The organism is Arthrobacter sp. CJ23 (assembly GCF_024741795.1).
In the GTDB taxonomy this organism is placed as follows: domain Bacteria; phylum Actinomycetota; class Actinomycetes; order Actinomycetales; family Micrococcaceae; genus Arthrobacter.
The window spans coordinates 641,104-665,299 of record NZ_CP102950.1 but is presented as its reverse complement, the minus strand read 5'-3'; the positions used below and the strand labels follow the sequence as shown (position 1 = coordinate 665,299).

The 24,196-nt window shown below is 66.3% G+C and carries 21 protein-coding genes; 14 read left to right on the top strand and 7 right to left on the bottom strand.

Annotation, left to right across the window (positions count from 1 at the left end; translation table 11 throughout):
* Nucleotides 1-27 precede the first annotated feature (27 nt).
* Complete coding sequence (locus tag NVV90_RS02995) at nucleotides 28-888, top strand: hydroxymethylpyrimidine/phosphomethylpyrimidine kinase (RefSeq protein WP_258439715.1); 861 nt, start codon at nucleotides 28-30, stop codon at nucleotides 886-888.
* 61 nt (nucleotides 889-949) lie between these two features.
* On the opposite strand, the gene NVV90_RS02990 is transcribed toward NVV90_RS02995, so the two are convergent.
* The gene (locus NVV90_RS02990; protein ID WP_258439714.1) at nucleotides 950-1,882 is read right to left on the bottom strand and encodes a cytochrome b/b6 domain-containing protein; all 933 of its coding nucleotides are present in this window, start codon (nucleotides 1,880-1,882) and stop codon (nucleotides 950-952) included.
* 307 nt (nucleotides 1,883-2,189) lie between these two features.
* Here NVV90_RS02990 and NVV90_RS02985 point away from each other — a divergent pair, with 307 nt between their 5' ends.
* From NVV90_RS02985 to NVV90_RS02975, 3 genes are all read left to right on the top strand, one after another.
* Nucleotides 2,190-2,831 carry a TetR/AcrR family transcriptional regulator gene (locus tag NVV90_RS02985; RefSeq protein ID WP_258439713.1) on the top strand — a complete coding sequence of 214 codons (642 nt, stop codon included), beginning with the start codon at nucleotides 2,190-2,192 and terminating at the stop codon, nucleotides 2,829-2,831.
* A 102-nt stretch (nucleotides 2,832-2,933) separates the two neighbouring features.
* The gene (locus NVV90_RS02980) at nucleotides 2,934-3,479 is read left to right on the top strand and encodes a helix-turn-helix domain-containing protein (RefSeq protein WP_258439712.1); all 546 of its coding nucleotides are present in this window, start codon (nucleotides 2,934-2,936) and stop codon (nucleotides 3,477-3,479) included.
* The gene (locus NVV90_RS02975; protein WP_258439711.1) at nucleotides 3,469-4,044 is read left to right on the top strand and encodes a DUF6036 family nucleotidyltransferase; all 576 of its coding nucleotides are present in this window, start codon (nucleotides 3,469-3,471) and stop codon (nucleotides 4,042-4,044) included. The genes NVV90_RS02980 and NVV90_RS02975 overlap by 11 nt, the downstream gene beginning before the upstream one ends.
* A gap of 13 nt (nucleotides 4,045-4,057) precedes the next feature.
* On the opposite strand, the gene NVV90_RS02970 is transcribed toward NVV90_RS02975, so the two are convergent.
* Both NVV90_RS02970 and NVV90_RS02965 read right to left on the bottom strand, forming a co-directional pair.
* Nucleotides 4,058-5,350 carry a serpin family protein gene (locus tag NVV90_RS02970; RefSeq protein WP_258439710.1) on the bottom strand — a complete coding sequence of 431 codons (1,293 nt, stop codon included), beginning with the start codon at nucleotides 5,348-5,350 and terminating at the stop codon, nucleotides 4,058-4,060.
* Between the two features lie 172 nt (nucleotides 5,351-5,522).
* The gene (locus NVV90_RS02965; protein WP_258439708.1) at nucleotides 5,523-7,037 is read right to left on the bottom strand and encodes an XRE family transcriptional regulator; all 1,515 of its coding nucleotides are present in this window, start codon (nucleotides 7,035-7,037) and stop codon (nucleotides 5,523-5,525) included.
* Between the two features lie 145 nt (nucleotides 7,038-7,182).
* Between NVV90_RS02965 and aceA the strand changes: the two genes are divergently transcribed.
* A complete protein-coding gene (aceA, locus tag NVV90_RS02960; protein ID WP_258439707.1) occupies nucleotides 7,183-8,502 on the top strand; it encodes an isocitrate lyase in 1,320 nt (439 codons plus the stop codon).
* 93 nt (nucleotides 8,503-8,595) lie between these two features.
* Nucleotides 8,596-10,248: a malate synthase A gene (gene aceB, locus NVV90_RS02955; protein WP_258439706.1), complete on the top strand. Its 1,653-nt coding sequence runs from the start codon at nucleotides 8,596-8,598 to the stop codon at nucleotides 10,246-10,248.
* 204 nt (nucleotides 10,249-10,452) lie between these two features.
* On the opposite strand, the gene NVV90_RS02950 is transcribed toward aceB, so the two are convergent.
* The 4 genes from NVV90_RS02950 to NVV90_RS02935 all read right to left on the bottom strand — a co-directional run bounded on the left by NVV90_RS02950 (nucleotide 10,453) and on the right by NVV90_RS02935 (nucleotide 15,236).
* Complete coding sequence (locus NVV90_RS02950; RefSeq protein ID WP_258439705.1) at nucleotides 10,453-11,649, bottom strand: CynX/NimT family MFS transporter; 1,197 nt, start codon at nucleotides 11,647-11,649, stop codon at nucleotides 10,453-10,455.
* 162 nt (nucleotides 11,650-11,811) lie between these two features.
* Complete coding sequence (locus NVV90_RS02945) at nucleotides 11,812-12,558, bottom strand: ThuA domain-containing protein (RefSeq protein WP_258439704.1); 747 nt, start codon at nucleotides 12,556-12,558, stop codon at nucleotides 11,812-11,814.
* A gap of 2 nt (nucleotides 12,559-12,560) precedes the next feature.
* The gene (locus NVV90_RS02940; protein ID WP_258439703.1) at nucleotides 12,561-13,664 is read right to left on the bottom strand and encodes a Gfo/Idh/MocA family protein; all 1,104 of its coding nucleotides are present in this window, start codon (nucleotides 13,662-13,664) and stop codon (nucleotides 12,561-12,563) included.
* Nucleotides 13,665-14,018: 354 nt separating this feature from the next.
* Complete coding sequence (locus NVV90_RS02935; protein WP_258439702.1) at nucleotides 14,019-15,236, bottom strand: ROK family transcriptional regulator; 1,218 nt, start codon at nucleotides 15,234-15,236, stop codon at nucleotides 14,019-14,021.
* Nucleotides 15,237-15,464: 228 nt separating this feature from the next.
* On the opposite strand from NVV90_RS02935, the gene NVV90_RS02930 reads away from it, so the two are divergent.
* The 8 genes from NVV90_RS02930 (at nucleotide 15,465) to NVV90_RS02895 (ending at nucleotide 24,177) form a co-directional block, all read left to right on the top strand.
* Entirely contained in the window at nucleotides 15,465-16,592 is a 1,128-nt protein-coding gene (locus tag NVV90_RS02930) for a Gfo/Idh/MocA family protein (RefSeq protein ID WP_258441052.1), read from the top strand.
* A 1-nt stretch (nucleotide 16,593) separates the two neighbouring features.
* Nucleotides 16,594-17,595, top strand: coding sequence for a sugar phosphate isomerase/epimerase (locus NVV90_RS02925; RefSeq protein ID WP_258439701.1), 1,002 nt, complete (start codon nucleotides 16,594-16,596; stop codon nucleotides 17,593-17,595).
* Nucleotides 17,596-17,698: 103 nt separating this feature from the next.
* Nucleotides 17,699-18,775 carry a LacI family DNA-binding transcriptional regulator gene (locus NVV90_RS02920; protein ID WP_258439700.1) on the top strand — a complete coding sequence of 359 codons (1,077 nt, stop codon included), beginning with the start codon at nucleotides 17,699-17,701 and terminating at the stop codon, nucleotides 18,773-18,775.
* Between the two features lie 308 nt (nucleotides 18,776-19,083).
* Complete coding sequence (locus tag NVV90_RS02915) at nucleotides 19,084-19,830, top strand: sugar phosphate isomerase/epimerase (RefSeq protein ID WP_258439699.1); 747 nt, start codon at nucleotides 19,084-19,086, stop codon at nucleotides 19,828-19,830.
* Complete coding sequence (locus NVV90_RS02910; RefSeq protein ID WP_258439698.1) at nucleotides 19,827-20,936, top strand: Gfo/Idh/MocA family protein; 1,110 nt, start codon at nucleotides 19,827-19,829, stop codon at nucleotides 20,934-20,936. The genes NVV90_RS02915 and NVV90_RS02910 overlap by 4 nt, the downstream gene beginning before the upstream one ends.
* Before the next feature lie 29 nt (nucleotides 20,937-20,965).
* Nucleotides 20,966-22,291, top strand: coding sequence for an extracellular solute-binding protein (locus tag NVV90_RS02905; protein WP_258439697.1), 1,326 nt, complete (start codon nucleotides 20,966-20,968; stop codon nucleotides 22,289-22,291).
* Nucleotides 22,292-22,352: 61 nt separating this feature from the next.
* Complete coding sequence (locus tag NVV90_RS02900; RefSeq protein ID WP_258439696.1) at nucleotides 22,353-23,345, top strand: carbohydrate ABC transporter permease; 993 nt, start codon at nucleotides 22,353-22,355, stop codon at nucleotides 23,343-23,345.
* Nucleotides 23,338-24,177 (top strand): carbohydrate ABC transporter permease, encoded by an 840-nt coding sequence (locus NVV90_RS02895; protein WP_258439695.1) that lies wholly within the window; start codon nucleotides 23,338-23,340, stop codon nucleotides 24,175-24,177. Before NVV90_RS02900 ends, NVV90_RS02895 begins: the two co-directional genes overlap by 8 nt.
* The last annotated feature ends 19 nt before the right edge of the window (nucleotides 24,178-24,196 follow it).

The following is a 24,196-nucleotide window of genomic DNA, read 5'->3' as shown; positions in this document are numbered from 1 at the left end:
AGGGGTACCGCCGGGGCAAGTGGCAAGATGGAAGCCATGACTTCAGCCGTTGCTCCTGCCATTGCCCTGACCATCGCCGGATCCGAAGCGACCGGCGGTGCCGGCGCCCAGGCCGACCTCAAAACCTTCCAGGAGCTCGGTGTCTTCGGCATCGCGAACCTGACGTGCATCGTGTCCTTCGACCCCAAGGACAGCTGGAACCACCGTTTTGTGCCGGTGGACCAGCAGGTCATCGCGGACCAGCTGGAGGCGACGACGGCGGCCTACGGTGCCGCTTCCGGCGCACCGTCCGTGCTGGACCGGCCTGTTCTGGACACGGTGAAAATCGGCATGCTGGGCAGCCCGGCGACCATCAGCACGGTGGAGGCCGCGCTGGCCGGCGGCTCGTTCGCGAACGTGGTGTTGGATCCGGTGCTGATCTGCAAGGGCCAGGAACCGGGGCACGCCCTGGACACGGACCAGGCTTTGAAGGCCCGGATCCTGCCGCTGGCCACCTTCGTCACGCCGAACCACTTCGAGGCGGAATCGCTCTCCGGCCTCGAGATCACGGATGAGGAAAGCCTGACGGCCGCGGCCATCCGCATCCACCAGATCAGCGGTGCCGCCGTCCTCGCGAAAGGCGGGGTGCGGCTGGAAGGCCCGGACGCCGTCGACGTCTACTACGACGGCGAGACCCTCGAGGTCCTGCGCGCCCCGAAGGTGGGCGAGGTGGCGGTGTCCGGTGCGGGCTGCTCGCTGGCGGCTGCCGTGACGGCCGAGCTCGCGAAGGGTGCCACGCCGCTGGAGGCGGCCCGCTCCGCGAAGGCCTTTGTCACTGCGGGCATCAAGAACCGCGTGGCCTCGGGCGCACCGTTCGATGCCCTCTGGCAGGGCGGAGCACGCTCCTAAGCTGCACGCAAAACAGCCGCCCCGGAAAGCTCCGGGGCGGCTGTCTTTCGTTTGGCGGCGCCTAGCGGGACACCTTGCCCATGAGGGACGCGATGGGGCGCAGGAAGAGCGGGCGGGCGAGGAACCAGGCCGCGACGATCACAAGGATCGCGGCGGCGAAGAAGCCGAAGCCGAGCCAGCTGTCGCCGTCGTTCGCGGCAAACATGTGGTTGAGGTTGCGCAGGGCCCCGGTGGTCAGGACCAGCGTCACGTGGACGATGATGAACAGCACGAAGAAGATCATCACGGGGTAGTGGATCTTGCGGGCCAGCTCCATCGGGAAGAACTTGTTCAGCGTGGGCGCCTTCTTGGGCCAGGCCGGGGACGTGCGCAGGCCGGTAAGCAGCGAGAGCGGGGCGGCGATGAACACCACGGCGAAGTACGTCAGCAGCTGAAGGCTGTTGTAGTTGATCCAGCCATTCTCCGTGGGCCAGTTGAGCGAGGCGTACTGGAGCGCGGCGGACAGCGCGTTGGGGAAGACGTCCCAGCTTGTGGGCACGATCCGCAGCCACTGGCCGGTCGCGAACAGCAGGACGATGAAGACGATCCCGTTCAGGACCCAGAGCGCGTCAAGCGTCAGGTGGAACCACAGCTCCAGGCTGATCTTGGTGGGCGGGTTCTTGGTCTTGATGAAGCCCTTGTTGTTCCGGGTCCAGCTGGCGGCGGAACGCGTGGTTGTCCGCACCTGCCAGCCCGATCGGATGATCAACACCAGGAAGAACATGTTGAGGAAGTGCTGCCAGCCCAGCCAGGCGGGCAGGCCCGTGGGCGTTGCTGCGGGCAGCTCGGAGTGCCCTGGGTAGCTGGTGACGAAGTCCTGCACCCCGGTCATGGACCGGAGCCACTTGGCCAGGAGCACCACCAGCAGCATTGCCACGAGTGCCGCGACCGCGATGGCGACGGGCTTGAACCACTTGCTCGACGTGATCCCGGAAGTCTTGCTTGAAACGGACATCAGGCCGCGTTCCTCTCTGGCTGGTTCGGCGTGCGGTCAATCAGCGCGCTCTCTTAGCGATTCAATCAGCTACGGCACCGTCGTGAAAACGCTCCCCGGCTTTCGGGGCATCCGGCGTCAAAAATCGCAGCATTCGGAGACATGCCGTAGCAATCTTTTCTAGAACAGACTTCTAGGATTATTTCCCGTGTTCACGGGGCGGTCAAGGTTGCTGTGCTGGAAACTTGGGATCCTGGGCCTGTAGGATTCCAAAAATCCGGCCGGCCGACACTCCGGCACCTCTGGCCAGCTGCGAAAGGAGCCGTCCATGGTCCGCAAGACGGGCGATGCCGCCAGGAGCGAAAGCTCCTGGCATTGGAACCGGACGGCCGAAACGCAGCGGAACCTCCTGGAGGCAGCCACTGCCGTGTTTTGCGAACGCGGCTTCACCGACGCCAGCATCGCCGACGTCGTTGCGCGCGCGGGATCCAGTGTGGGCAGCCTCTACCACCACTTCGGCGGCAAGACCGAGCTGTTCCTGGCCCTCTGGGACGACTACCAGAACGAACACGAGCGCGTGGTGGCAGCCGCCGTCGCCAAGGCCCGGAAGTCCGGCGAGCACGATCCGCTGGCGCTGTTCACCATCGGCAGCCAAAGCTACTTCGACTACACCTGGAAGCACCGGAAGCTGGAACGCGTCTTCATAGAAGGCGACACTCCCCCGGGCTTCGAGGTGGTGCGGCGCGAGCGCGGCCGCGAGTGGGTCCGCCAGAATAGCGTGCTGCTGCGCGCCAGCGGCGACACCCTCGGCCGGCTCACGGTGGCCGTGGTCACCGACATCATCACCGTGGCAGGCCACGAGGTCGCCATGAGCTCCAACAAGCGGCAGGCCACCGAGGTGATGGAAGCCGCCGTCATCCTGCTGGGCAGGCTGACGCCCCACGCCAAGGGCGAAGCGACGGTGGGCTAGCTCCACCCGTCGCGCGCCCGTCGAACCCCACGCACCCGTCGGACCCGTCGGACCCCACAGGATGATCTTCCGCAGCCTCGTGTATGGGAGTACCATGCACCCATGAAGGGTGTCGATGTGGATCGCCTTGCACGGGAGGCCAGGGAGCTGGGCCGCCTCAGCGAGGATCTTCGCCGGCAACAGCTGGCCGCCGCGCGCAAGCGGCAGGAGGCCATTCTCTCGCTCCACGCTGTCGGACTATCCGTCCGTGACATCGCCAAGCGGCTGGGCTCCAGCCCCGCCGTAGTCCAAACTGCCTTGAAGGTCGCGCGGGCCAGGCGGCCACACATCCCGCGCCGCGAAGAGCGGATCCCCTATGAGCTTCATGTGCAACTCGCGCTCAAGCTTCGTGAAAACGAGGAGTCTGTCCGCGAATTGGGAAGGGCGGGCATCGAAAGAATGCGCAGGAAACCCCGCAACCCCATCGCGGAACAATGGATCGATCGCTGGGAAAGCCTGCTGGACGCTTCCGTGGAGGACATGGAACGGGCAATGCTCGCCGCCGATCCCCTGGCAAGCGAAATGAGGCAGATGAGTCCCTTCGCGGGCTCTCTGAGCGATGAAGAGCGGATCATTGCGATCAGGAAGGCGGCCGCAAATGCGCCGTGACGAATTGGAACACGCCATCCGTGCAGCTGCGGAAGTCACCCATGAAGACCGGGTCATCGTCTTTGGCAGCCAATCCATCCTTGGCTCGTTCACTGACGAGCAACTGCCCGCAGCCGCAACAATGTCCGACGGAGTCAACATCGCCCCCATGTCCGACGACGATTCGGGGGCCCTTGCGGACAGCCTGGACGCAGCCATTGGGGAGTGGTCCCCCTTCCACACCGAGTTCGGCGTTTATGTGCAGGGCGCCAGTAGAAAAACCGCTGTGCTCCCCCGCGACTGGGAGTACCGGCTGGTCAGCGTCAGGAATGAGAACACCCGGAACAGCACCGGCCTGTGCCTGGACCCCTATGACTTATGCGCCGCGAAGCTCATCGCCGGGCGTCCAAAGGACCACGCCTTCGTGCTGGCACTGCTCGAATCACACTTGATCGACCCGGGCAAGCTGGCCGACAGAATCGACCTGGTCGACCCCGCCGAGCCCCGCCGCGAAGGCGCCATGAGATGGGCCAGAGCCGCGCATCCGGCACCTCACCTGGACGGGCGTCCAAAGCTGCCGCACTAGCACGGGGCGTCGCCTATCGCGGGTCCGCCACCTTCCCCATGAACAGCGGCAGGCCCGTTTCGAGGTGCACGATCTGGTAGTGGAAGGGGCGGTCGAAGCTGATGGTGCGCTCCGGCTGCGGGGGAATGCTCGTGGCGCGCCCGTTGAACTGGGTCACCGCCGCCGCGATGGTTCCCTTCTCGGCCACCGTGATGTTGGCCGCCTGGGCGGCCCCGGTGATCGTCAGCCCGCCCTGGATGGCGTCGAAGTCCATGACGGTGGACAGCGTCCGCTCCAGCCCCAGCTCGCCCAGGATCTTGAGAAGGTCGAAGGAGCTCTTGTGGTCCCACTTGGGCAGCTGGATTTCCACCATCTGCGGTTCCGCCTCCTCAAGGGCAGCGGCCACGCCAAGCAAAGTTCCGGCGTCGGGCATTCCCTCCGGCGAGCCGGCCGCGGGCAGCACCAGCCGCATCGCGAACCCCTCGCCGTAGGGCAGGTCCACGGCCTTCCAGCCGGGGCCCTCCGCGTAGCCCATCACCTTGTCGCCGAGCATGGTGGGGACCGCGATGGTCTCGCCGCCGGCCTTGGTGAAGGGCCGGTCCTGCGTGGCTTCCAGGGCGAACGGCTCGCGCCAGGCAGCAGCGAAATAGACGGCATTGAGCAGGCTGAAAGTGTTGTCCGGATCGTATTTTGCCGGCGCCTTCTTGATCCGGCCGCCGGTGTTCTTGTCCACCCAGGCGTCGATGGCGGGCTCCGTTGTGGCCTGGTCCAGGAAATCCACGGGGTACACACCGGTGCCGTAGTGCCTGGCGAGCGTGGCCAGATAGTCGGCTCCCGTGGGCTCGTTCTTATCGATGAACAGGCCATTGGCTGCGTGCACCAGTGGCTTGCGCGGCGGGTTCTTCTCGTCAACGGAGGCGGGGTCGCCGTCGTACTTCTCGAGGGCCGCGAGCAGCGCGTTCATGGCTTCGTCCCTGCCGGTGACCGGGAGCCCCAGCACCGAGTCCATTTCCGCGGCCGTCTCCCCCGATGCCCCGGCACGGAGCATCGCCAGCGCAATCAGCAGGCTTCCCGGCGAGGAGATGGTGTTGCCGTTGCCGCCCTCGCCTCCGTCCTCCAGCAGCGCAGTTCCGAGTTTCAGCGCCGAGGCGTTGAACGCCTCCAGTTCGGCAGCATAGGCGTCGCGGGCAACGGAAACCCGTTCAACGCCGTCGGCCTTCAAGAGCCCGACGTCGGCTGGCCGGGGAGCGCAGGCGCTGATCATTGCCGAACAGCTCACCAACGCGGCTGCCGCGGTCATGGCGGCCGCTTTCCGGACACGATTCATGGCACATCCCCTTTGGCCGTGTGTTGTCTTCACATGGTGCCTCGGGTGCGCTCAGATTTCACGCGATCTGCGCGAGCGTTGCGGGAAAGCCGCCCAAACGTGATCGGGCGCCGGCCGAAGCCGCCCAAACGTGATCGGGCGCCGGCCGAAGCCGCCCAATCGTGATCCGACGTTACCGTTCCGAGTGCGCAGCCAGGAACAAGTAGACCTCGGTCTCGTCCACGCCGGGGAAGGCGCCAGGGGGCATCGCGGCCAGCAGGTGCGAGTGGGCGCGGGCCGATGGCCAGGCGTTGCCGGCCCACTCGGAGGCCAGCGCGGCCGGCGGACGCTTGCAGCAGTTCGGGTCCGGGCACGTGGATTTTTCGCGGGCCGTGGTTTCCCGTCCGCGGAACCACTTCACATGCTGGTACGGCACGCCGATGCTCAACGAGAACTCGCCGCTGGCCGAGCGCTCCGTCCGGGCCGTGCACCAATACGTGCCGGACGGGGTGTCCGTGTACTGGCTGTAGGCGCTGAACTTGTCCGGCACATCGAACACGGCCCGCGATGTCCAGGCCTTGCACGACGGCTGACCCTCGATGGCGCCGGTGTGGTCCATGGGGAACGTCACGCCGTCGTTCTCGTAGGCCTTGTAGATGATGCCGCTCTTATGGGTCTTCTGGAAGTGGGTGGTGATGTCCAGGTGCTTGGTGGCCAGGTTGGTGAAACGGTGCGCGGCGGTTTCGTAGGACACGGCGAAGGCATCCCGGATGTCCTCCACGGCGATTTCCTTGGCCGCCTTGGCTTTCCGCAGGAAGTCGACGGTGGCCTGTTCGGGCAGGAGGAGGGCGGCCGCAAAGTAGTTGGTGGCCACCCGCTGGGCGAGGAAGTCGCCGTAGTTCTTCGGCGTCTCGTGGCCCAGGACGTAGTGCCCCAGCGCCTGCAGCAGCACGGAACGGGGGTCGTGATCCTGCCTCTGGCTCTGGGTCAGATAAATTCGGTGGTTCTTCAAATCCGTCACCGAACGCGTGGAATGCGGCAAATCACCCACGTGATGGAGGGTGAATCCGAGCTTCTCGGCAATGTCCGCAATGACGTGCTGGCTCAGCGGCCCGGACGTGTAGCCCACCAGTCCGAGCACCTTCTGGGCCTCTGCCTCGTACTCGGGAAAGTAGTTGCCGCGCTCGCGCATCATGGCACGCAGTTCACCGTTCGCGCGGCGGGCTTCTTCCGGCGTGGCCACCTGCTCATTGAGCTTGCGTTCGAGCTCATGCAGCAGCCCCACCTGGGCCTCCAGCACATCGAGCGGAAGCCGCGAGCTGATGCGGATTTTCGGCAGGTTGAGGGACTCGTACAGGGGCCCGCGCTGGTAGCGTTCCAGCTCGATTTCCAGGGCCGCTCGGCGGTTGGGCGGCTCGGCGCCGAGCAGCTGGTCGATGCCCACATTCAGGGCCGCGGCCAGCCCCTGCAGCAGCGACAGCTTGGGCTCCCGCTTGCCGTTTTCGATCAGGCTCAGCTGGCTCGGGGCCGTCCCGACGGCGGCGCTCAGGTCATCGAGCGTGAGCCCGGCCTGCTTGCGCAGGTGCCGCACGCGGCGGCCCAGGCTGATGACGTCCAGTTCCGGGGCGGCGGCGGACGAGGACGGGGGCGCGACTTCGCGATTCCAGCTTGCAGGCGACATTTCTTGAGAATACGCGAAGAAGTGCATTTCTTTCCAGAGATTTCCTCTAGAAACCCCCTTGAAAGTGCTGAAAAGTATGAACCACGGAAAGAAACACGACTCCGGGCCAGCCGGCCGGAACTGCAACGACGCAGCAACGGCCGGCCCCCGGGCACCACCAAGGAGACAGACAATGACCGCATCATTTGAACCAGCAGAGCAGCCCACCGCAGAGCAGCAGGCCGCAGCGCTGGAGCTTGAATGGTCCGCCAACCCGCGTTGGGAAGGCGTCACCCGCGACTACTCGGCCGCCGACGTCGTCAAGCTCCGCGGCCGTGTCTCCGAAGAGCACACCCTGGCCCGCCGCGGCTCGGAGAAGCTGTGGAAGCAGCTCACGGAAGAGCACAGCACCGGCAAGTACACCAACGCCCTGGGCGCCCTCACCGGCAACCAGGCAGTGCAGCAGGTCAAGGCCGGCCTGCGCGCCATCTACCTCTCCGGCTGGCAGGTTGCCGCGGACGCCAACAACTCCGGCCACACCTACCCGGACCAGTCCCTGTACCCGGCCAACTCCGTTCCCACGGTGGTCCGCCGCATCAACAACGCCCTGCTCCGCGCAGACCAGATCGAATACTCCGAGGGCATCAAGTCCGTTGAGGACTGGCTGGTCCCGATCGTTGCAGACGCCGAGGCCGGTTTCGGCGGCCCGCTGAACGCGTACGAGCTCATGAAGTCCATGATCCAGGCCGGCGCGGCAGGCGTGCACTGGGAAGACCAGCTCGCTTCGGAGAAGAAGTGCGGCCACCTCGGCGGCAAGGTCCTCATTCCCACCCAGCAGCACGTCCGCACGCTGAACGCCGCCCGACTGGCCGCCGACGTCGCCGGCACCCCCACGGTGGTCATCGCCCGCACCGACGCCGAGGCAGCAACGCTGATCACCTCCGACGTCGATCCCCGCGACCAGGAATTCGTCACCGGCGAGCGCACCCCGGAAGGCTTCTACAAGGTCCGCAACGGCATCGAGCCCTGCATCGCCCGCGCCAAGGCCTATGCACCGTACTCCGACCTCATCTGGATGGAGACGGGCACCCCGGATCTCGAGCTTGCCAAGAAGTTCGCCGAGGCCGTCAAGTCTGAGTTCCCGGACCAGATGCTCTCCTACAACTGCTCCCCGTCCTTCAACTGGCGCAAGCACCTGGACGACGCCACCATCGCCAAGTTCCAGCGCGAACTCGGCGCCATGGGCTTCACGTTCCAGTTCATCACCCTGGCCGGCTTCCACGCCCTGAACTACTCGATGTTCGATCTGGCCCACGGCTACGCCCGTGAAGGCATGACCGCCTACGTCGAGCTGCAGGAAAAGGAATTCGCCTCCGAGTCCCGCGGCTACACCGCAACCAAGCACCAGCGCGAAGTCGGCACCGGCTACTTCGACGACATTGCCACTGCGCTCAACCCGAACGCATCCACCCTCGCCTTGGTCGGATCGACCGAAGAGGGCCAATTCCACTAAACACTTCCCCAACTAGATAGCAGTAGGTGTCGTTTTGAACGCTCAAAACGACACCTACTGCGACTCAGTTGGCCCCCGCAAGGAGAGATTGACATGAACAGCTTCACTGACAACTTCACTATCAACGGCATCACGTTGACCGCGCAGCCCATTTGCCGGCAGAACGAAGTGCTCACTCCGGACGCCTTGGACTTTGTGGCCCAGCTGCACCGGGCTACGGCTGATCGTCGTCAGGAGCTGATGCAGGCCCGACACAGCCGGCGCGGCCAGATCGCCTCCGGCCAGGACCCCCGCTTCCTGCCCGAAACCGAAGGCATCCGCAACGACCCCAACTGGCGCGTCGCTCCCCCGGCCCCGGGTCTGGAAGACCGCCGAGTGGAGATCACCGGCCCCGTTGACCACAAAATGACCATCAACGCGCTCAACTCCGGCGCCAAGGTGTGGCTGGCCGACATGGAAGATTCCTCCACCCCCACGTGGCGCAACGTCATCCAGGGCCAGCTCAACCTGACCGACGCCCTGGAGCGGCGCATCGACTTCACCTCCCCCGAGGGCAAGGAATACAAGCTCCGCGCCGCCGAGGACCTGCCCACCATCGTGGTCCGCCCCCGCGGCTGGCACCTCCCCGAGAAGCACATGCTGATCGACGGCAAGCCCGTTGCCGGCGGAATCGTTGACTTTGGACTGTACTTCTTCCACAACGCCAAGCGCCTGCTGGCCCAGGGCAAGGGCCCGTACTTCTACCTGCCGAAAATCGAAAACCACCTCGAGGCCCGCCTCTGGAACGACATCTTCATCCTGGCCCAGAACCTGCTGGGCATCCCGCAGGGCACCATCCGCGCCACGGTGCTGATCGAGACCATCACGGCAGCCTTCGAGATGGAAGAGATCCTGTACGAACTGCGCGATCACGCTTCCGGGCTGAACGCCGGCCGCTGGGACTACATCTTCTCGCTGATCAAGAACTTCCGCACCCGCGGCCCCCGCTTCGTCCTGCCGGACCGCGGCCAGGTCACCATGACCCAGCCGTTCATGCGGGCCTACACCGAGCAGCTGGTCCGGGCCTGCCACCGCCGCGGCGCCATGGCCATCGGCGGCATGGCTGCCGCTGTCCCCAACCGCAAGGACGAGGCAGCCAACACGGCCTCCTTCGAGAAAGTGCGCGCCGACAAGACCCGCGAGGCCAACGACGGCTTCGACGGTTCCTGGGTTGCCCACCCGGACCTGGTGCCGGTGTGCCGCGAGGTGTTCGACGCCGTTCTGGGCGAGCGTCCCAACCAGCTGGACCGCTCCCGTGAGGACGTCACGCCGGATGACCGCGCGCTGATCGACGTTGCCAGCACCGAGGGCACCATCACCGAGACCGGCATCCGCCTCAACATCGAGGTGGGCATCCGCTACATCGAGTCGTGGCTGCGCGGCAACGGTGCCGTGGCCATCCACAACCTGATGGAGGACGCTGCAACGGCCGAGATCTCCCGCTCGCAGATCTGGCAGTGGATCTACTCCCACGCCATCACCGAGGAGGGCGACGTCATCACCCGCGAATGGGTGGAGGACATGCTGGACGAGGAATTCGCCCGGCTGGAGCGCTTCGACGGCGACCGCTTCGCCGATGCCAAGAGCATCTTCGAAGAGGTCACACTGGCCGAGGACTTCCCCACCTTCCTCACCATCCCGGCCTACGCCCGGTTCCTGACGGAGGCCCGTGAAGAGGCCACCCAGGAGGAACTCGTAGCCGCCTAGGACCCGTCCGCTGGGCTGCCTGCACTCTTCGCAACAAGTGACCCCGATGGCCGGGGAGGCAGCCCAGCAACGGAAAACCCCATAGCGCGAACCACTTAAGCGCGAACGAACACTTGAGGCCCCTAATCCGCGGATTTTGGGGCCTCAAGTGTTCGTTCGCGCCGGTGTTTGGCCGGTTCTTGAGGGCCCGACGGCGGGAGGCAGCTACGCCGGGCGCGGCACCTTACGCACCGATAGGACCGTGCCCAGGAAGAAGGCCAGCACCGATCCCGTGATCACCAAGAGCGGCACCGTCCACGAGCCGGATGTGTCATAGACGAAGCCGACTGCGGCGGGGGCCACAGCCGCCACGCTGTAGCCCACGCCCTGCACCACGGCCGACATCCGCCCCGCGGCGGCAAGGTCCTTGGCCAGCTGGATGACCGCGATGAAGATGATGGTGATGCCGCCACCCTGGGCGATTCCGCCGCAGACGGACCACAGCCACCACAATTCCGGCACCAGCAACAGGCCCAGGGGCACAGTCAGCCACAGCACGCCCAGCGTGACCGCCACCGCCGTCGTACTCATGCGCTTGGCCACCAGCGGCACGCCGAGGCCACCCACGATGGCGAGGATCTGGAAGATCGAGGAGCCGGCACCGGCCGCGGAGGCGGACATTCCCAGTTCGTCGCCGAGGTAACTGGGCAACCAGGCTGTGACTGCATAGTACGAGAATGCCTGCCCCGCGAAGCCGATTGTCAGGCCTGCCGTGAGCCAGCCGGAAGGGCGGATTCCGGCCTGGCGCGGGGTGTCCGCAAGCACCGGGGCGGTCGGCAGCAGGGCTTCGCGCGGCCCGGCGGCGAGGGCCCAGAAAACCACGCCCACCAAAGCCAGGATGCCCGTGGACAGCAGGGACACGCGCCAGCCTGCCACTTCGGCCCAGGGAGCCGTGGCCACGGACGTCAGGAAGGCGCCCACGTTCAGCGCGGCCGTGTAAACGCCCATGGCGGTGCCCTGCCGGCGCGGCGGGAAGTCGCGCCTGATGATGAGGGGCACGGCGATGTTGCCCACGGTGATGGCCAGGCCGATCACCACGGTGCCCGCCATGGCCAGTACCGTGCCTCCCGCGGAACGGACGCATACCCCGGCCAGGACGCCGAGCAGGGTCAATGTGATGGCGAATTCCGCCCCGGACCTGCGCGCCGCCAAGGAAGCCACGGGTGAGAAGAGCGAGAAACAGAGCACAGGGATGCTGGTGAGCAGGCCCAGTTCGATCGGGGACAGCCCCAGATCACTTTGCATGGCGCCGGCCACGGGGGCAACACCGACGAAGGGCCCGCGCATGTTCAGGGCGATCAGGATGATGCAGGCGAGCAACAACCAGCCGCGGGGAACCCTGGCGAGGAATTGCCCGCTCATGCGGCGGACAGCGGCTTGGTGCTGGGGCAGGAAAGCGGTTTCGTAGTCATCACTTTCATTCGTATCACGCGCTCACCGCCGGCGGACGCGAAAGCACGGTGGGCCGGAACACACAGCCGCGTGTTCCGGCCCACCGGGTCCGCGCACTGCGTCGGGGAACGGTCAGCCCAGGTACCAGTTCAGCGGCGCGTTGGCCACGGCCGGGGGGTCCCGGAACAGGTCCGGCTGGGCCGCCCAGCCAACGCCGTTGGCGATGACCTGTTGGATCTGCGGCTGGTGGTAGACCGGGTATTCCTGGTCGCCGGGGCTGAAATAGAAGATCCGGCCCTTGCCCCGGGTGAAGGTCACACCGGAGCGGAACACCTCGCCGCCGGCGAAGGAGCTGATGAAGATCAGGTCGTCCGGCTCCGGGATGTCGAAGAGCTCCCCGTACATTTCCTGCTTGGGGATCAGGATGGGGCTTTCGACGCCGGCCGCGATCGGGTGGGAGGGCTTGACCGTCCACACGAGTTCGCGTTCGCCCTCGTTGCGCCACTTGAGTGAGCAGGTTGTGCCGAGCAGGCGGGTGAAGATCTTGGCGAAGTGGCCCGAGTGGAGCACCACCAGGCCCATGCCGCCGAGCACGTGGCGCTGCACGCGCTCCACCACGTCGTCGCTGACTTCCTGGTGGGCGATGTGCCCCCACCACAGCAGCACGTCGGTCTGCTCCAGGACTTCCTCGGAGAGCCCGTGCTCCGGGTCGGCCAGAGTGGCCGTGGAAATCTCCGCCTCCGGGTGGAAGCCGCGCAGGCCTTCGGCGATGGCGCCGTGCATGCCGTCCGGGTACATCTCCGCCATGGTGGCGGGCTCGTTGCGGGCCTCGTGCACCCCTTCGTTCCAGACGACGATCTTCAATTTCTTGTCATTCATGCTCAGAGCACCACTTCACGTTGTTCGAGGGCGGACTGGTAGCAGGCGTCCAGGACCAGGGCCCGGCTCAGGGCAAGCGAACCGTCGTGCCGGCCCCACACGGTTTCCCCGCCGCGCACGGCGGCGACGAAATCGTCCACAACGGCCTGGTGGTTTCCGTCCTCCAACGGTTCCGCCTGGTAGTCGGCGTTTTCCCCGTCCTTGTCGGTGAACACGCGCAGGCCGGACTCGGAAACCTTGTTGGATTGGGCGGCCCGCAGCTCGGCGCCGCCGTCCGTGCCGTAGACACGGAAGTCCATCAGGTCCGCGGGGTCGCGGTAGCTGGCCCAGCCGGCCTCGACCAGCAGGGTGACGCCGCCTTCGAGGCGGATGAACGCGGAGGCGAAGTCCTCGACCTCGAACTTGTGGCTCGCGTTTCCGGCGATGTAGTTCGTGTCGCCGCCGCGGCCCTGGGGGCCGAGCTCCGCGTATGTCGACGCCGAGACCGAGAGGACCTTCGGCTCGCCCAGCAGGTGGAGGGCGTAGTCCAGGACGTGCACGCCGAGGTCTGCCATGGGGCCGCCGCCGGCCAGCTCCGGGTTGGTGAACCAGCTGCCCAAGGTGGGGATGCCCTTGCGGCGCAGCCAGGAAGCCTTCGCGTAGTACGGACGGCCGAGTTCGCCGTCGTCGATGATGCTTTTGAGCTTCTGGACGTCGCCGCGGCGGCGGTGATTGAACACGATGTCCAGCACGCGGCCGGCGGCGCGGGCCGCCTCCACCATGGCCAAGCCTTCCTCGCCGTTGCGGGCCAACGGCTTTTCGCTGAGCACGTGCAGCCCGCGTTCCAAGGCCGCGATGGAGATCGGGGCGTGGAGGAAAGTAGGCACGGCGACGCTGATGGCGTCGAGGCCCTCGAGCTCGATCATGTCCTCCCAGCGGGCGAAGGCATGAGGAATGCCGTACTCCTCCGTCATCTGGGCGAGGAGTTCCGCCTCCATGCCCGCGATGGCGACAATCTCGACGCCGTCGATGGTGCTGTAGGCCTTGAGGTGCTGCTGGCCGGCCCAACCGATGCCCACAACCCCCACCTTGAGTGGTACGGCCGTAGCCTGCTGCTGAATGCTCACGATGTTCCTGTTCTTCCGTGCGTGTGTGGTGCTGGCTGTGCCTGAGTCCGAAACGTCCAGAGTCCTACTTTTGTTTCTTGTAATGCAAAAGTATGCAAATGAGCAGCCATAAGTACGCTTTCACGGCTTGTTCCCGGCTGTCAATCAGCTAAGCGCATTGATTTTGGGATCGCCTCCACGGCTTTTCACCAGAGGCGTGCTATATTCACGGGTCTTTGCATATTTCGCGGCAAAAGTAAGTGGCAGACGCGGCGGTTTGGGGCGCGACAGAAGCCGGCGGCCCGGCGCAAGGTGCGGGGCCGTCGTCGGGCGTTTCTGAAAGGAGGCGTTGCTGACGGAGCGCCGAAGGGGCGGCTAGGCGCGCAAGGCCGCGGCGACGGCGGATTCCACCACGGCCGGGGAGAGCACATGTTCAATGACCATGCGGCTGGCGCCCAGGATGGCGGCGTCGGTGGTGGCGCGGGACTGCTCGATGCGCAGCTTGGCGGTGGCCAGCGGGAGGGACCGCCCATAGACCGCTTCGCGGATGCCGGCCAGCAGCTGGTCGCCGGCCCTGGACAGGGATCCGCCCACCACGATCACGGAGGGGTTGAGCATGTTGACGCAGATGGCAAGGACCTCTCCGACGTCGCGCCCGGCCTGCCGGAGTGCATGGATGGCGTTGACGTTGCCCTGCGCGGCCAGGTCCACCACGTCCGAACCCGAGCTCGCCTCGATGCCCTGGGCGGCAAGCTTGGCAGCCAGCGCCTGGCCGGATGCAAGGGCCTCAAGGCAGCCCGTGTTTCCGCAGCGGCACAGCACGCCTTCGCCGCCGGGGACGCGCACATGGCCGAGGTCTCCCGAGGTGCCGTCCGCGCCGCGCTGCAGTTCGCCGCTGCTGATGATGCCCGCACCCACGCCCGTGGCGAGCTTGATGAAAAGGACGTCCTGGTATTCGCTCCAGTGAGCGTGGCGTTCGCCGAGCGCCATGATGTTGACGTCGTTGTCCACCAGGACCTCGGCGTCGATGTCCCTGCGGATGTAGCCAACCACGTCGAAGCCGTCCCAGCCGGGCATGATGGGCGGCTTTACGGGCTTGCCGGTGCCGTGCTCTACCGGGCCCGGCAAACCGATGCCGATGCCGGCGATGTCCGCAGCGGAGCGCCCGATCTCGGCGAGGAGTTTGTGCCCGTTTTCCAGCACCCAGTCCAGCACGGCCTCGGGGCCGTCGGCCACGTCCAGGGCTTCCTTATGGCGGGCCAGGACCATGCCGTTAAGGTCGGTGACGGCCACGGCCGCGTGGCTTGCGCCGACGTCGGCGGCCAGTACCAGCCGCACGGTGGCGTTGAAGACAAACTTCGACGGCGGCCTGCCGCCGGATGAGGCCGCCTCCCCGGCCGGACCCACCAGGCCCAGGGAGGTGAGCGCATCGATGCGAGCCGCAACGGTGGTGCGTGCCAGCCCCGTCAGTTCGGCGAGTTCAGCTCGGGTACGGGCTTTGCCGTCGCGGAGCAGTTGGAACAAGTCGCCTGCGCGGGCCAGGACTCCCGCTTCGCTCGCGAGCTGGTCCTGCCGTCGGATAGAGGTCACCATGCTTAAGGAATAGCACAGTGGCCGGGCAATCGCCGCGCTTTGACATCAAACTTCCAGAACTTTTGATTGACTCTAGGCAAAAGTGGCCGTAACTTCGATTAAAACACCAGCCACCCCTGAGGACCAGCCACCATGACCCTTCCGGAATCCCTGCCGCAGCCGCCGGGCGCCGCCCAACTCCCGGCAAATCCCCCACAGTCCGCGGGCCGGCGCCCCCTGGGCGTAGCCATGATCGGCTACGCCTTCATGGGCAAGGCCCACTCCAACGCCTGGCGGAATGTTGCCAGTTTCTTCGACGTCCCGGCCTTCGAGCAGAAAGTCCTCGTGGGGCGCGACGCCGGGCAGGTGGCAGCGTCCGCGGCCAGGTACGGCTGGGCGGAGTACGCCACCGACTGGCGTTCCGTCCTGGAGCGCGACGACATCCACATCGTGGACATCTGCGCCCCGGGCTGGATGCACGCCGAGATCGCCGTCGCCGCATTGGCCGCCGGCAAGCACGTCCTCGTCGAAAAGCCCCTGGCCAACACGCTCGCCGAAGCCGAGGCAATGACCGCGGCCGCCCGCTCCGCACGGAAGTACGGCGTGCAGTCCATGATCGGCTTCAACTACCGCCGCGTCCCGGCCCTGGCGCTGGCCCGGGAGCTCATCGCCGAAGGCCGCCTCGGCACCGTCAGGCACATCCGCGCCGCCTACCTGCAGGACTGGCTCTCCGACGAGGAAAGCCCCATGACCTGGCGGCTGAACAAGGAAACCGCCGGTTCCGGGGCCCTGGGAGACATCGCTTCCCACGCCATCGACCAGGTCCTGTTCCTCCTCGGCGACGCCGTCACCGAGGTCTCCGGCCGCCTGCACACCTTCGTGAACAGCCGCCCCGGGGCGGACGGCACGGAAGAAGTAACGGTCGACGACGCCGCCTGGGCCACGCTGACCCTCGCCGGCGGCGCCATCGCCTCCGTGGAAGTCTCCCGGATGGCGACCGGACGGAAGAACGCACTCACCTTGGAGATCTACGGCGACAAAGGCTCCCTCCTCTTCGATCTGGAAGCCATCAACGAGCTCGGCTTCCTCGATGCCACCCTCCCCGTCCGGGAGCAGGGCTTCCGCCGCATCCTGGTCAACGAACCGGAGCACCCGTACGTGGCCGCCTGGTGGCCGCAGGGCCACGTGCTCGGCTGGGAACACACCTTCACGCACGAAATCCGCGACTTCCTCACCGCGATCGACGGCGGGACCCCGCCGTCGCCGTCGTTCGAGGACGGCCTGGCCGTGCAGCGGGTCCTGGCCGCCGTCGAGGAATCCGCCAACGCCAAATCCGCCCTGATCCAGGTCACCCACCCCCTCACCGAAGGAGCCTGACATGCCCCGCCCGTACACCCTGTTCACCGGCCAGTGGGCCGACCTCCCCTTCGAGGAAGTCGCCCGCCTCGCCTCCGGCTGGGGCTACGACGGCCTGGAAATCGCCGTCTCCGGCGACCACCTGGACGCCTGGCGCTGGGACGAACCCGGCTACGTCGAATCCAAACTCGCCATCCTGGAGAAGTACAACCTCAAGGTCTGGGCCATTTCCAACCACCTCAAGGGCCAGGCAGTCTGCGATGACCCCATCGACTTCCGCCACGAGGCAATCGTCGGCTCACGCGTCTGGGGCGACGGCGAGCCTGAAGGCGTCCGCCACCGTGCCGCCGAGGAAATGAAGCACACCGCCCGGCTCGCCAAGGCCCTGGGCGTGGACACCGTGGTCGGCTTCACCGGATCCTCCATCTGGCAGTACGTGGCCATGTTCCCGCCCGTGCCGGAGAAGGTCATCGAGGCCGGCTACCAGGACTTCGCTGACCGCTGGAACCCCATCCTGGACGTCTTCGATGAATGCGGTGTCCGCTTCGCCCACGAAGTCCACCCGAGCGAGATCGCCTACGACTACTGGACCACTGTCCGCACCCTCGAGGCGATCGGCCACCGCGAGGCCTTCGGACTGAACTGGGACCCCTCCCACATGATGTGGCAGGGCATGGACCCGGTCTCGTTCATCTGGGACTTCAAGGACCGGATCTACCACGTGGACTGCAAGGACACCAAGCTCCGCCCCACCGGCCGCAACACCGTCCTGGGCTCGCACCTGCCCTGGGGCGATCCGCGCCGCGGCTGGGACTTTGTCTCCGCCGGACGCGGCGACGTCCCCTGGGAAGCGTCCTTCCGCGCGCTCACCGCCATCGGCTACACCGGCCCCATCAGCATCGAATGGGAAGACGCCGGCATGGACCGCCTCCACGGCGCCCCCGAAGCCCTGGCCGCGCTGAAGAAGTTCGACTTCCCGCCGTCGCAGACGTCCTTCGACGCCGCCTTCAGCAGCCAGGACTGATGCCTTCCAGAGGAATATCCGTAAGGAAACCGTCCGTAGGGAACCCCACGCAACCGTTCGTGAAATGCTAGGCGCATAGGGTTTTCAACGGAAAGGACCTCGCGTGGCCAAGCGCCCCACTGTGTACGACGTGGCCGAGCGCGCGGGTGTCTCGATCGCCACGGTGTCCTTCACGTTCAGCCAGCCGCACCGGGTCAAGGAATCCACCCGGCACAGCGTGGAACAGGCGGCCCGCGAACTGGGCTACCTGCCGAGCGCCAGTGCCCGGGGGCTGGCACGTGGCCGGACCGGCGCCATCGGCCTGTTCTCCTTCGCCTACTTCGACAGGAGCGCGGGGCTGCGGCCCAACGCCCAGACGCCGTTCAGCGACGAGACGAACGCGGACTTCCGCATGTTCCCGCTCTACCATGACGAGGTGCAGCGGGGCGTCGAGATGGAATGCTGGCGCCGCGGCTACGTGCTGATGGTGGGCGATGCCAAGGCTGCCGGCGGCGAGACCGACCTGGCCGACATCGCCGGCCGCGTGGACGGCCTGGCCGTCTTCCCCCACACCCTGCCGGAGGACGTCCTGCTCCGGATCTCAAAGCGCATCCCCGTGGTGGAACTGTCCATCCCCGTGAAGGACAACGGCCTGCACGGTGTCTCCGTGGACAACGCCGGCGGCATGGCGGCCATGACGGAGCACCTGATCACCGGGCATGGCTACAAGGACATCGTGTTTGTGGGGCCAGAAGGATTCCCCGATAAGGAGCAGCGCTTCCTGGGCTACAGCCACGCCATGGCGGCCGCCGGGCTTGCCCGCCGCACCCTGCCCACGGCGCCGCGCGGATCGCTTGCGTCCTTTGCAGCGGAGACCGTGGGCGCACTGCTGTCGGAAGGCACCCTCCCGGAGGCTCTGCTCTGTTCAACGGACGAGGAAGCCCTGGCCTACATGGACGCCCTGGCGTCCGCCGGCGTCAACGTCCCGCAGCGCATCGCCGTGACGGGCTTCGACGGCCTGGTGGCCGGGCTGGTAAACCGCCCCGCCCTGACCACGGTCCGCCAGCCGATGGTGATGCTCGGCCAGACCGGCGCGTCGCTCCTCATCGACGAAGTGACCAAGCCCAGCCCCGACCCGGTCACCAAGCAGCTCCCGGTCAAACTCCTGATCCGCGAAAGCTGCGGCTGCACCGCCGGCTAAGGCCTCCCCCACCTCTGCGGCTCACCGCACGGCGCCTCCGCGCGTCCGCGCCACCGCACCACCGCGCCACCGCACGCCCCAAGGCATGCCTCCAGGCATGACGAAACACCTTAATGCCGGAAATCATCAGACTTTTGCCACTTTGTTGGTTAAAGGTGTTGCCAACATCACATCTATGCGCTTTGATTGATATCAGTCAGCGGATCAAAGCGCATAGATTTCCGCTCCAGGCCACCCCGGCCGCACTCACCGACAAGCACAAGCAGGGGCCGGAACACCAGGCCACGCAAACTTCAAAGGAGAACACCTTGTCTTATTCCGTTCAGCTGTACTCGGTCCGGAAGCCCTTGGAAGAGGACCTGCCCGGCACCATCGCGAAGCTCGCAGAGATCGGCTTCACCCAGGTGGAGCCCTACAACTTCGTCGCCACCGCCACGCAGCTGGGCGAGGCACTGCGTACGAACCAGCTGACGGCCCCGTCCGGCCACGCCCCGCTGCTCAGCCAGGACCAGGACGCGATCTTCGCCGCCGCCAAGGCCCTGGGCATCGGCACCGTGATTGATCCCTACGTCCCCGCCGAGCAGTGGCAGAACGCCGAGGACGTCCAGGCCATTGCCGCCAAGCTCAACCAGGCCGCCAAGAAGGGCGCCGAATACGGCATCCGAGTCGGTTACCACAACCACGCCTGGGAGCTGGAGTCCCGCATCGACGGCCAGACCGCGCTGGAGTACTTCGCCGGCCTCCTCGACCCGGAGCTCGTCCTGGAAGTGGACACCTACTGGGTCTCCGTGGGCGGCCAGGACCCCGTGGAACTGCTGGCGCGGCTCGGCGACCGCGTGAAGCTCATCCACATCAAGGACGGCCCCCTCACAACCGACACCAAAGCCCAGCTCCCGGCCGGCCAGGGCAAAGTAGCCGTCCGGGAAGTCATCGGCGCAGCGGCGTCCCTGGAAATCGGCGTCGTCGAATTCGACGACTACGCCGGCGACATCTTCGACGGCCTCGCCCAGAGCCTGGCCTTCCTGACGGGCGCCGAAGCGGAGGCAAAGGCATGAGCAAGACCGGGCCCGTCGGCGTCGGGATCATCGGCGCCGGCGTCATCAGCAAGCAGTACCTGGACAACCTGACCACCTTCCCGGATGTGAAGGTCCACGTCATCGCGGACCTCTTCGAAGAGGCCGCCGCGGCCCGCGCTGCCGAGTACGGCATCGCCGCCTGGGGCGGTGTGGACGCCGCCCTGGACCACCCCGACGTCGAGATCATCGTCAACCTGACCATCCCGGCGGCCCACGTGGAGGTCGCCACCCGCGCGGTCCGCGCCGGCAAGCACGTCTGGAGCGAGAAGCCCTTTGCCCTGGACCGCAGCAGCGGCACGCAGCTGCTCAAGGAGGCCGAAGCCGCCGGGATGCGGCTCGGCTGCGCCCCGGACACCTTCCTCGGCGCCGGGCTGCAGACCGCCCGGCGCCTGATCGAGGCCGGACGGATCGGCCGCCCGCTCACCGGCCTGACGCTCTTCCAGGTTCCCGGCCCCGAATCCTGGCACCCCAACCCTGCCTTCCTGTTCCAGAACGGCGCAGGCCCGCTGTTCGACATGGGCCCCTACTACCTCACCGCCCTGATCCAGACGTTCGGCTCCATCCGCCGGGTCGCCGCCCTCGGCTCGAAGTCGCGCGAAACCCGGGTCATCGGTTCCGGCCCCAAGGCCGGCGAGGAGTTCGACGTCGAGGTCCCCACCCATGTGGGCGCGCTCATCGAATTCGAAAGCGGCCAGCAGGCACAGAGCATCTTCAGCTTCGAATCCCCCCTGCCGCGGGCCGGGTTCGTGGAAATCACCGGCACCGAGGCCACGATTTCCCTGCCGGACCCCAACATGTTCGACGGCGACATCCGCATCCGTGCCAGCGGCACCGAGGACTGGGAAACGGTCCCCTGCGCCGGCTCCACCGCCGGCCGCGGCCAGGGCGTGTTGGACATGGCCCGCGCCATCCGCGAGAACCGCCCCCACCGCGCACCCGGTGAGCTGGCCTTCCACGTTCTGGACGCCCTCGTGGCAATCGATGAATCACTGAAGACCGGCACCTTCTGCACCGTGGAAAGTTCCGTACCCACCACGCCCGCCCTGCCCGAGAGCTGGGATCCAGCCGCCTCCACCCTCAGCTAGTCCTTTCCCCAACCCGAAGGAGTTCAACAATGAAGATGATCCTCAAGGCTGCTGCGGCCATTGCCGCAACAACAGCGCTTGCATTCACCCTGGGCGGTTGCGGTTCGAGCAGCCAGGCTGCCGGTGGCGGCGACACCATCACCTACTGGGCCACCAACCAGGGTGAATCCGTGGAGAAGGACCGGCAGATCCTGGCCCCGGCGCTGGAGCGGTTCACGGCCGCCACCGGCACCAAGGTCAACCTGGAAGTCATTTCCTGGACCGACATGTACAACCGCATCCTCACCGCCGTCACCAGCGGCGACGGGCCGGACGTGTTGAACATCGGCAACACCTGGGCCGTGACCCTGCAGGAGACCGGCGCCTTCGAACCCGTGGAAGGCAAGCTCCTGGAGGCCATCGGTGGCAAGGACCGCTTCGTCCAGTCCGCCTGGGGAACGTCCGGCGCGCCGGGCAAGGCCCCTACTTCCATCCCGCTCTACAGCCAGGCCTACTCGCTGTACTACAACACCAAGCTGTTCAAGGAAGCCGGGATCACCGAGGCTCCCAAGACCTGGGATGAGTTCGTGGCCGACGCCAAGAAGCTCACCAAGGACACTAACGGCGACGGCAAGACCGACCAGTGGGGCATCACCGCAGCGGCCGGCGCCGTAACCAGCGGCGCCCACCAGGCGTTCATCCGCGGCCTGCAGAACGGCGGAGGCCTGTTCGACGACGCGGGGAAGCCGACGTTCAACAGCGCGGCACAGACCGCCGGCGTCAAGCAGTGGGTGGACCTCATGGCCACGGACAAGGTCATGGCTCCGGCCGACGCCGAAATCTCCCAGGGCTCCAACGCCGTGACCAACCTGATCGACGGCAAGGCAGCCATGCTCTTCGACCAGAACCCCGTGAAGAACTTCAAGTCCCGCGACTTCCAGGACTGGGCCGTGGCGCCCATGCCGGTGGTCAGCCTCAGTGACACCGGGGACAAGGCAACGCACAGCTTCGTGGCCGGTTCCAACGTCAGCATCTTCAAGAACAGCAAGAACAAGGACGCCGCCATCAAGCTGGCCGCCTTCCTGACCAGCGACGCCGAGCAGGTGTACCTGAACGACGCCTACACCTCGCTGCCCTCGGTGAAGGCCGCCTACAACGACCCCAAGTTCCAGAACGACGCAGCCAAGCAGAAGCAGAACACCCTGGCCGAACACGCCAAGCCCATGCCGCTGATCTCCAAGGAAGGCCAGATGGAAACGCTGGTGGGCAACGCGGTGAAGGCGCTCTTCGCCAAGGCCGCCACCGGCACAGTGTCCCAGCAGGACATCGAGAAGGCCCTGACCGACGCCAACAACCAGATGGCTGCTGCCCAGTAGCAGCAGGACAGCTGTGCGGGGGCGGGCCTGCCCACCCCCGCACAGCAGCCAAGGAGAAACCATGTCCCGCACCACTCTGGAACCCGGCGCCAAGGCCGCCCCTCCAAACCCAGCCGTTCCCGCCGTCGGGCAGCCCGCGCTGCGCAAGATCAAGAAGTCCAAGCTCGCCTACTGGCTCATCACGCCGGCCGGAATCCTCGAACTGCTCATCCACATCGGTCCCATGCTGCTCGGCATCTGGATCGCCTTCATTTCGCTCAACCAGCTCAACCTCACCAACTGGCTCAACGCCCCGTTCGTCGGCCTGCAGAACTTCGTCAACGGCCTGAACCCGGAAAGCACCATCGGCCAGGCCTTCTTCAGCACCCTCGGCAGGACCCTGCTGTACACCGTGGTGGTGGTGGGCTGCTCCTGGATCCTGGGCATGGCCGGCGCCGTGTTCCTGTCCTCGAACTTCCGCGGACGGACGGTGCTCCGCACCTTCTTCCTGATCCCCTACGCCCTGCCCGCCTATGTGGGCACCATCGCCTGGGCGTTCATGTTCAACCAGCGCGACGGCGCGGTGAACCAGATCCTGGTGGACGTCTTCGGCCTCTTCGGCGGCGAGCGCCCGTTCTGGCTCCTGGGCGAAAACTCCTTCACAGCCATGCTGATCGTCAACATCTGGCAGCTGTGGCCGTTCGCCTTCCTCATGCTCCTGGCCGCGCTGCAGAACGTTCCCGGCGACGTCTACGAGGCGGCCGCCCTGGACGGCGCATCCCTGTGGAAGCAGTTCCTGACCATCACGGTTCCCATGATCAAGCCCGCCAACGTGGTGCTGCTGCTGGTCATGTGCCTGTGGACCTTCAACCAGTTCAACATCCCCTTTGTGCTCTTCGGCGCCACCTCCCCCAAGGAAGCCACGCTGATTTCGCCCCTGATCTACCAGAACTCGTTTGGCAGCTGGAACTTCGGCCTGGGCGGGGCCATGAGCGTCCTGCTGCTGCTGGCCCTGCTCATCGCCTCGGCGTCCTACATCCGCCTGGTCATGCCGAAGGAGAAAGACAATGCTTGAAACCCGCGGTTTCCGCATCCTGCGCAACATCGTCCTGACCATCCTCACCCTGTGGGTGGCAATCCCGCTCTACGTGGTGGTGGCGACGTCCATCAAGCCCCTCTCGGATGTTTCCGGCGTCTTCCGCTGGATCCCCAAGGAAATCACCCTGGCCCCGTACTTCGACATCTGGACCACGGTGCCGCTGGGCAAATACTTCGTGAACAGCCTGATCGTGACCGTCTGCGCCACCATCTGCTCCGTGATCGTGGCCATCCTGGCCGCCTACGCCGTGTCCCGGCTGGAATTCAAGGGCAAGCGACTGTTCAGCCTCACCGTGCTGTCCACCCAGATGTTCCCGGGCATCCTGTTCCTGCTGCCGCTCTACCTGATCTTCACCCAGATCCGGAACCTCACCGGCATCCAGCTCCAGGGTTCCTACGGCGGGCTCATCGTCACCTACCTGACGTTCACCCTGCCCTTCGCCATCTGGATGCTGAGCGGCTACCTGGCCTCGATCCCCAAGGAGCTCGAGGAAGCGGCCATGATCGACGGCACCGGCCGGATGGGCGCCCTCATCCGGGTGATCCTGCCCGTGGCCAAGCCCGGCATCATCGCCGTGGCCGTGTACTCATTCATCGCGGCCTGGGGCGAGGTCCTCTTTGCCTCCGTCCTCACCAACGAATCCACCAAGACCCTGTCCCTGGGCCTGAAGGCCTATGCCAGCGAGACCGATGTGTTCTGGAACCAGCTCATGGCGGCCTCCGTGGTGGTCTCCCTGCCGGTGCTGATCGGCTTCATCCTGGTCCAGCGCCACCTGGTGGCGGGCCTCTCGGCGGGCTCGGTCAAGTAGCTGCCCGCGAGTGATCTGC

Bases quoted from the DNA above. Each gene is read 5' to 3' on its own strand.
- NVV90_RS02985 (WP_258439713.1), top strand. From the start codon at position 2,190: ATGGTCCGCAAGACGGGCGATGCCGCCAGGAGCGAAAGCTCCTGGCAT.
- NVV90_RS02905 (WP_258439697.1), top strand. From the start codon at position 20,966: ATGAAGATGATCCTCAAGGCTGCTGCGGCCATTGCCGCAACAACAGCG.
- NVV90_RS02925 (WP_258439701.1), top strand. From the start codon at position 16,594: ATGCCCCGCCCGTACACCCTGTTCACCGGCCAGTGGGCCGACCTCCCC.
- aceB (WP_258439706.1), top strand. From the start codon at position 8,596: ATGAACAGCTTCACTGACAACTTCACTATCAACGGCATCACGTTGACC.
- NVV90_RS02995 (WP_258439715.1), top strand. From the start codon at position 28: ATGGAAGCCATGACTTCAGCCGTTGCTCCTGCCATTGCCCTGACCATC.
- NVV90_RS02970 (WP_258439710.1), bottom strand. From the start codon at position 5,350: ATGAATCGTGTCCGGAAAGCGGCCGCCATGACCGCGGCAGCCGCGTTG.
- NVV90_RS02980 (WP_258439712.1), top strand. From the start codon at position 2,934: ATGAAGGGTGTCGATGTGGATCGCCTTGCACGGGAGGCCAGGGAGCTG.
- NVV90_RS02950 (WP_258439705.1), bottom strand. From the start codon at position 11,649: ATGAGCGGGCAATTCCTCGCCAGGGTTCCCCGCGGCTGGTTGTTGCTC.
- NVV90_RS02945 (WP_258439704.1), bottom strand. From the start codon at position 12,558: ATGAATGACAAGAAATTGAAGATCGTCGTCTGGAACGAAGGGGTGCAC.
- NVV90_RS02910 (WP_258439698.1), top strand. From the start codon at position 19,827: ATGAGCAAGACCGGGCCCGTCGGCGTCGGGATCATCGGCGCCGGCGTC.
- aceA (WP_258439707.1), top strand. From the start codon at position 7,183: ATGACCGCATCATTTGAACCAGCAGAGCAGCCCACCGCAGAGCAGCAG.
- NVV90_RS02965 (WP_258439708.1), bottom strand. From the start codon at position 7,037: ATGCACTTCTTCGCGTATTCTCAAGAAATGTCGCCTGCAAGCTGGAAT.
- NVV90_RS02990 (WP_258439714.1), bottom strand. From the start codon at position 1,882: ATGTCCGTTTCAAGCAAGACTTCCGGGATCACGTCGAGCAAGTGGTTC.
- NVV90_RS02975 (WP_258439711.1), top strand. From the start codon at position 3,469: ATGCGCCGTGACGAATTGGAACACGCCATCCGTGCAGCTGCGGAAGTC.
- NVV90_RS02900 (WP_258439696.1), top strand. From the start codon at position 22,353: ATGTCCCGCACCACTCTGGAACCCGGCGCCAAGGCCGCCCCTCCAAAC.
- NVV90_RS02930 (WP_258441052.1), top strand. From the start codon at position 15,465: ATGATCGGCTACGCCTTCATGGGCAAGGCCCACTCCAACGCCTGGCGG.
- NVV90_RS02935 (WP_258439702.1), bottom strand. From the start codon at position 15,236: ATGGTGACCTCTATCCGACGGCAGGACCAGCTCGCGAGCGAAGCGGGA.
- NVV90_RS02895 (WP_258439695.1), top strand. From the start codon at position 23,338: ATGCTTGAAACCCGCGGTTTCCGCATCCTGCGCAACATCGTCCTGACC.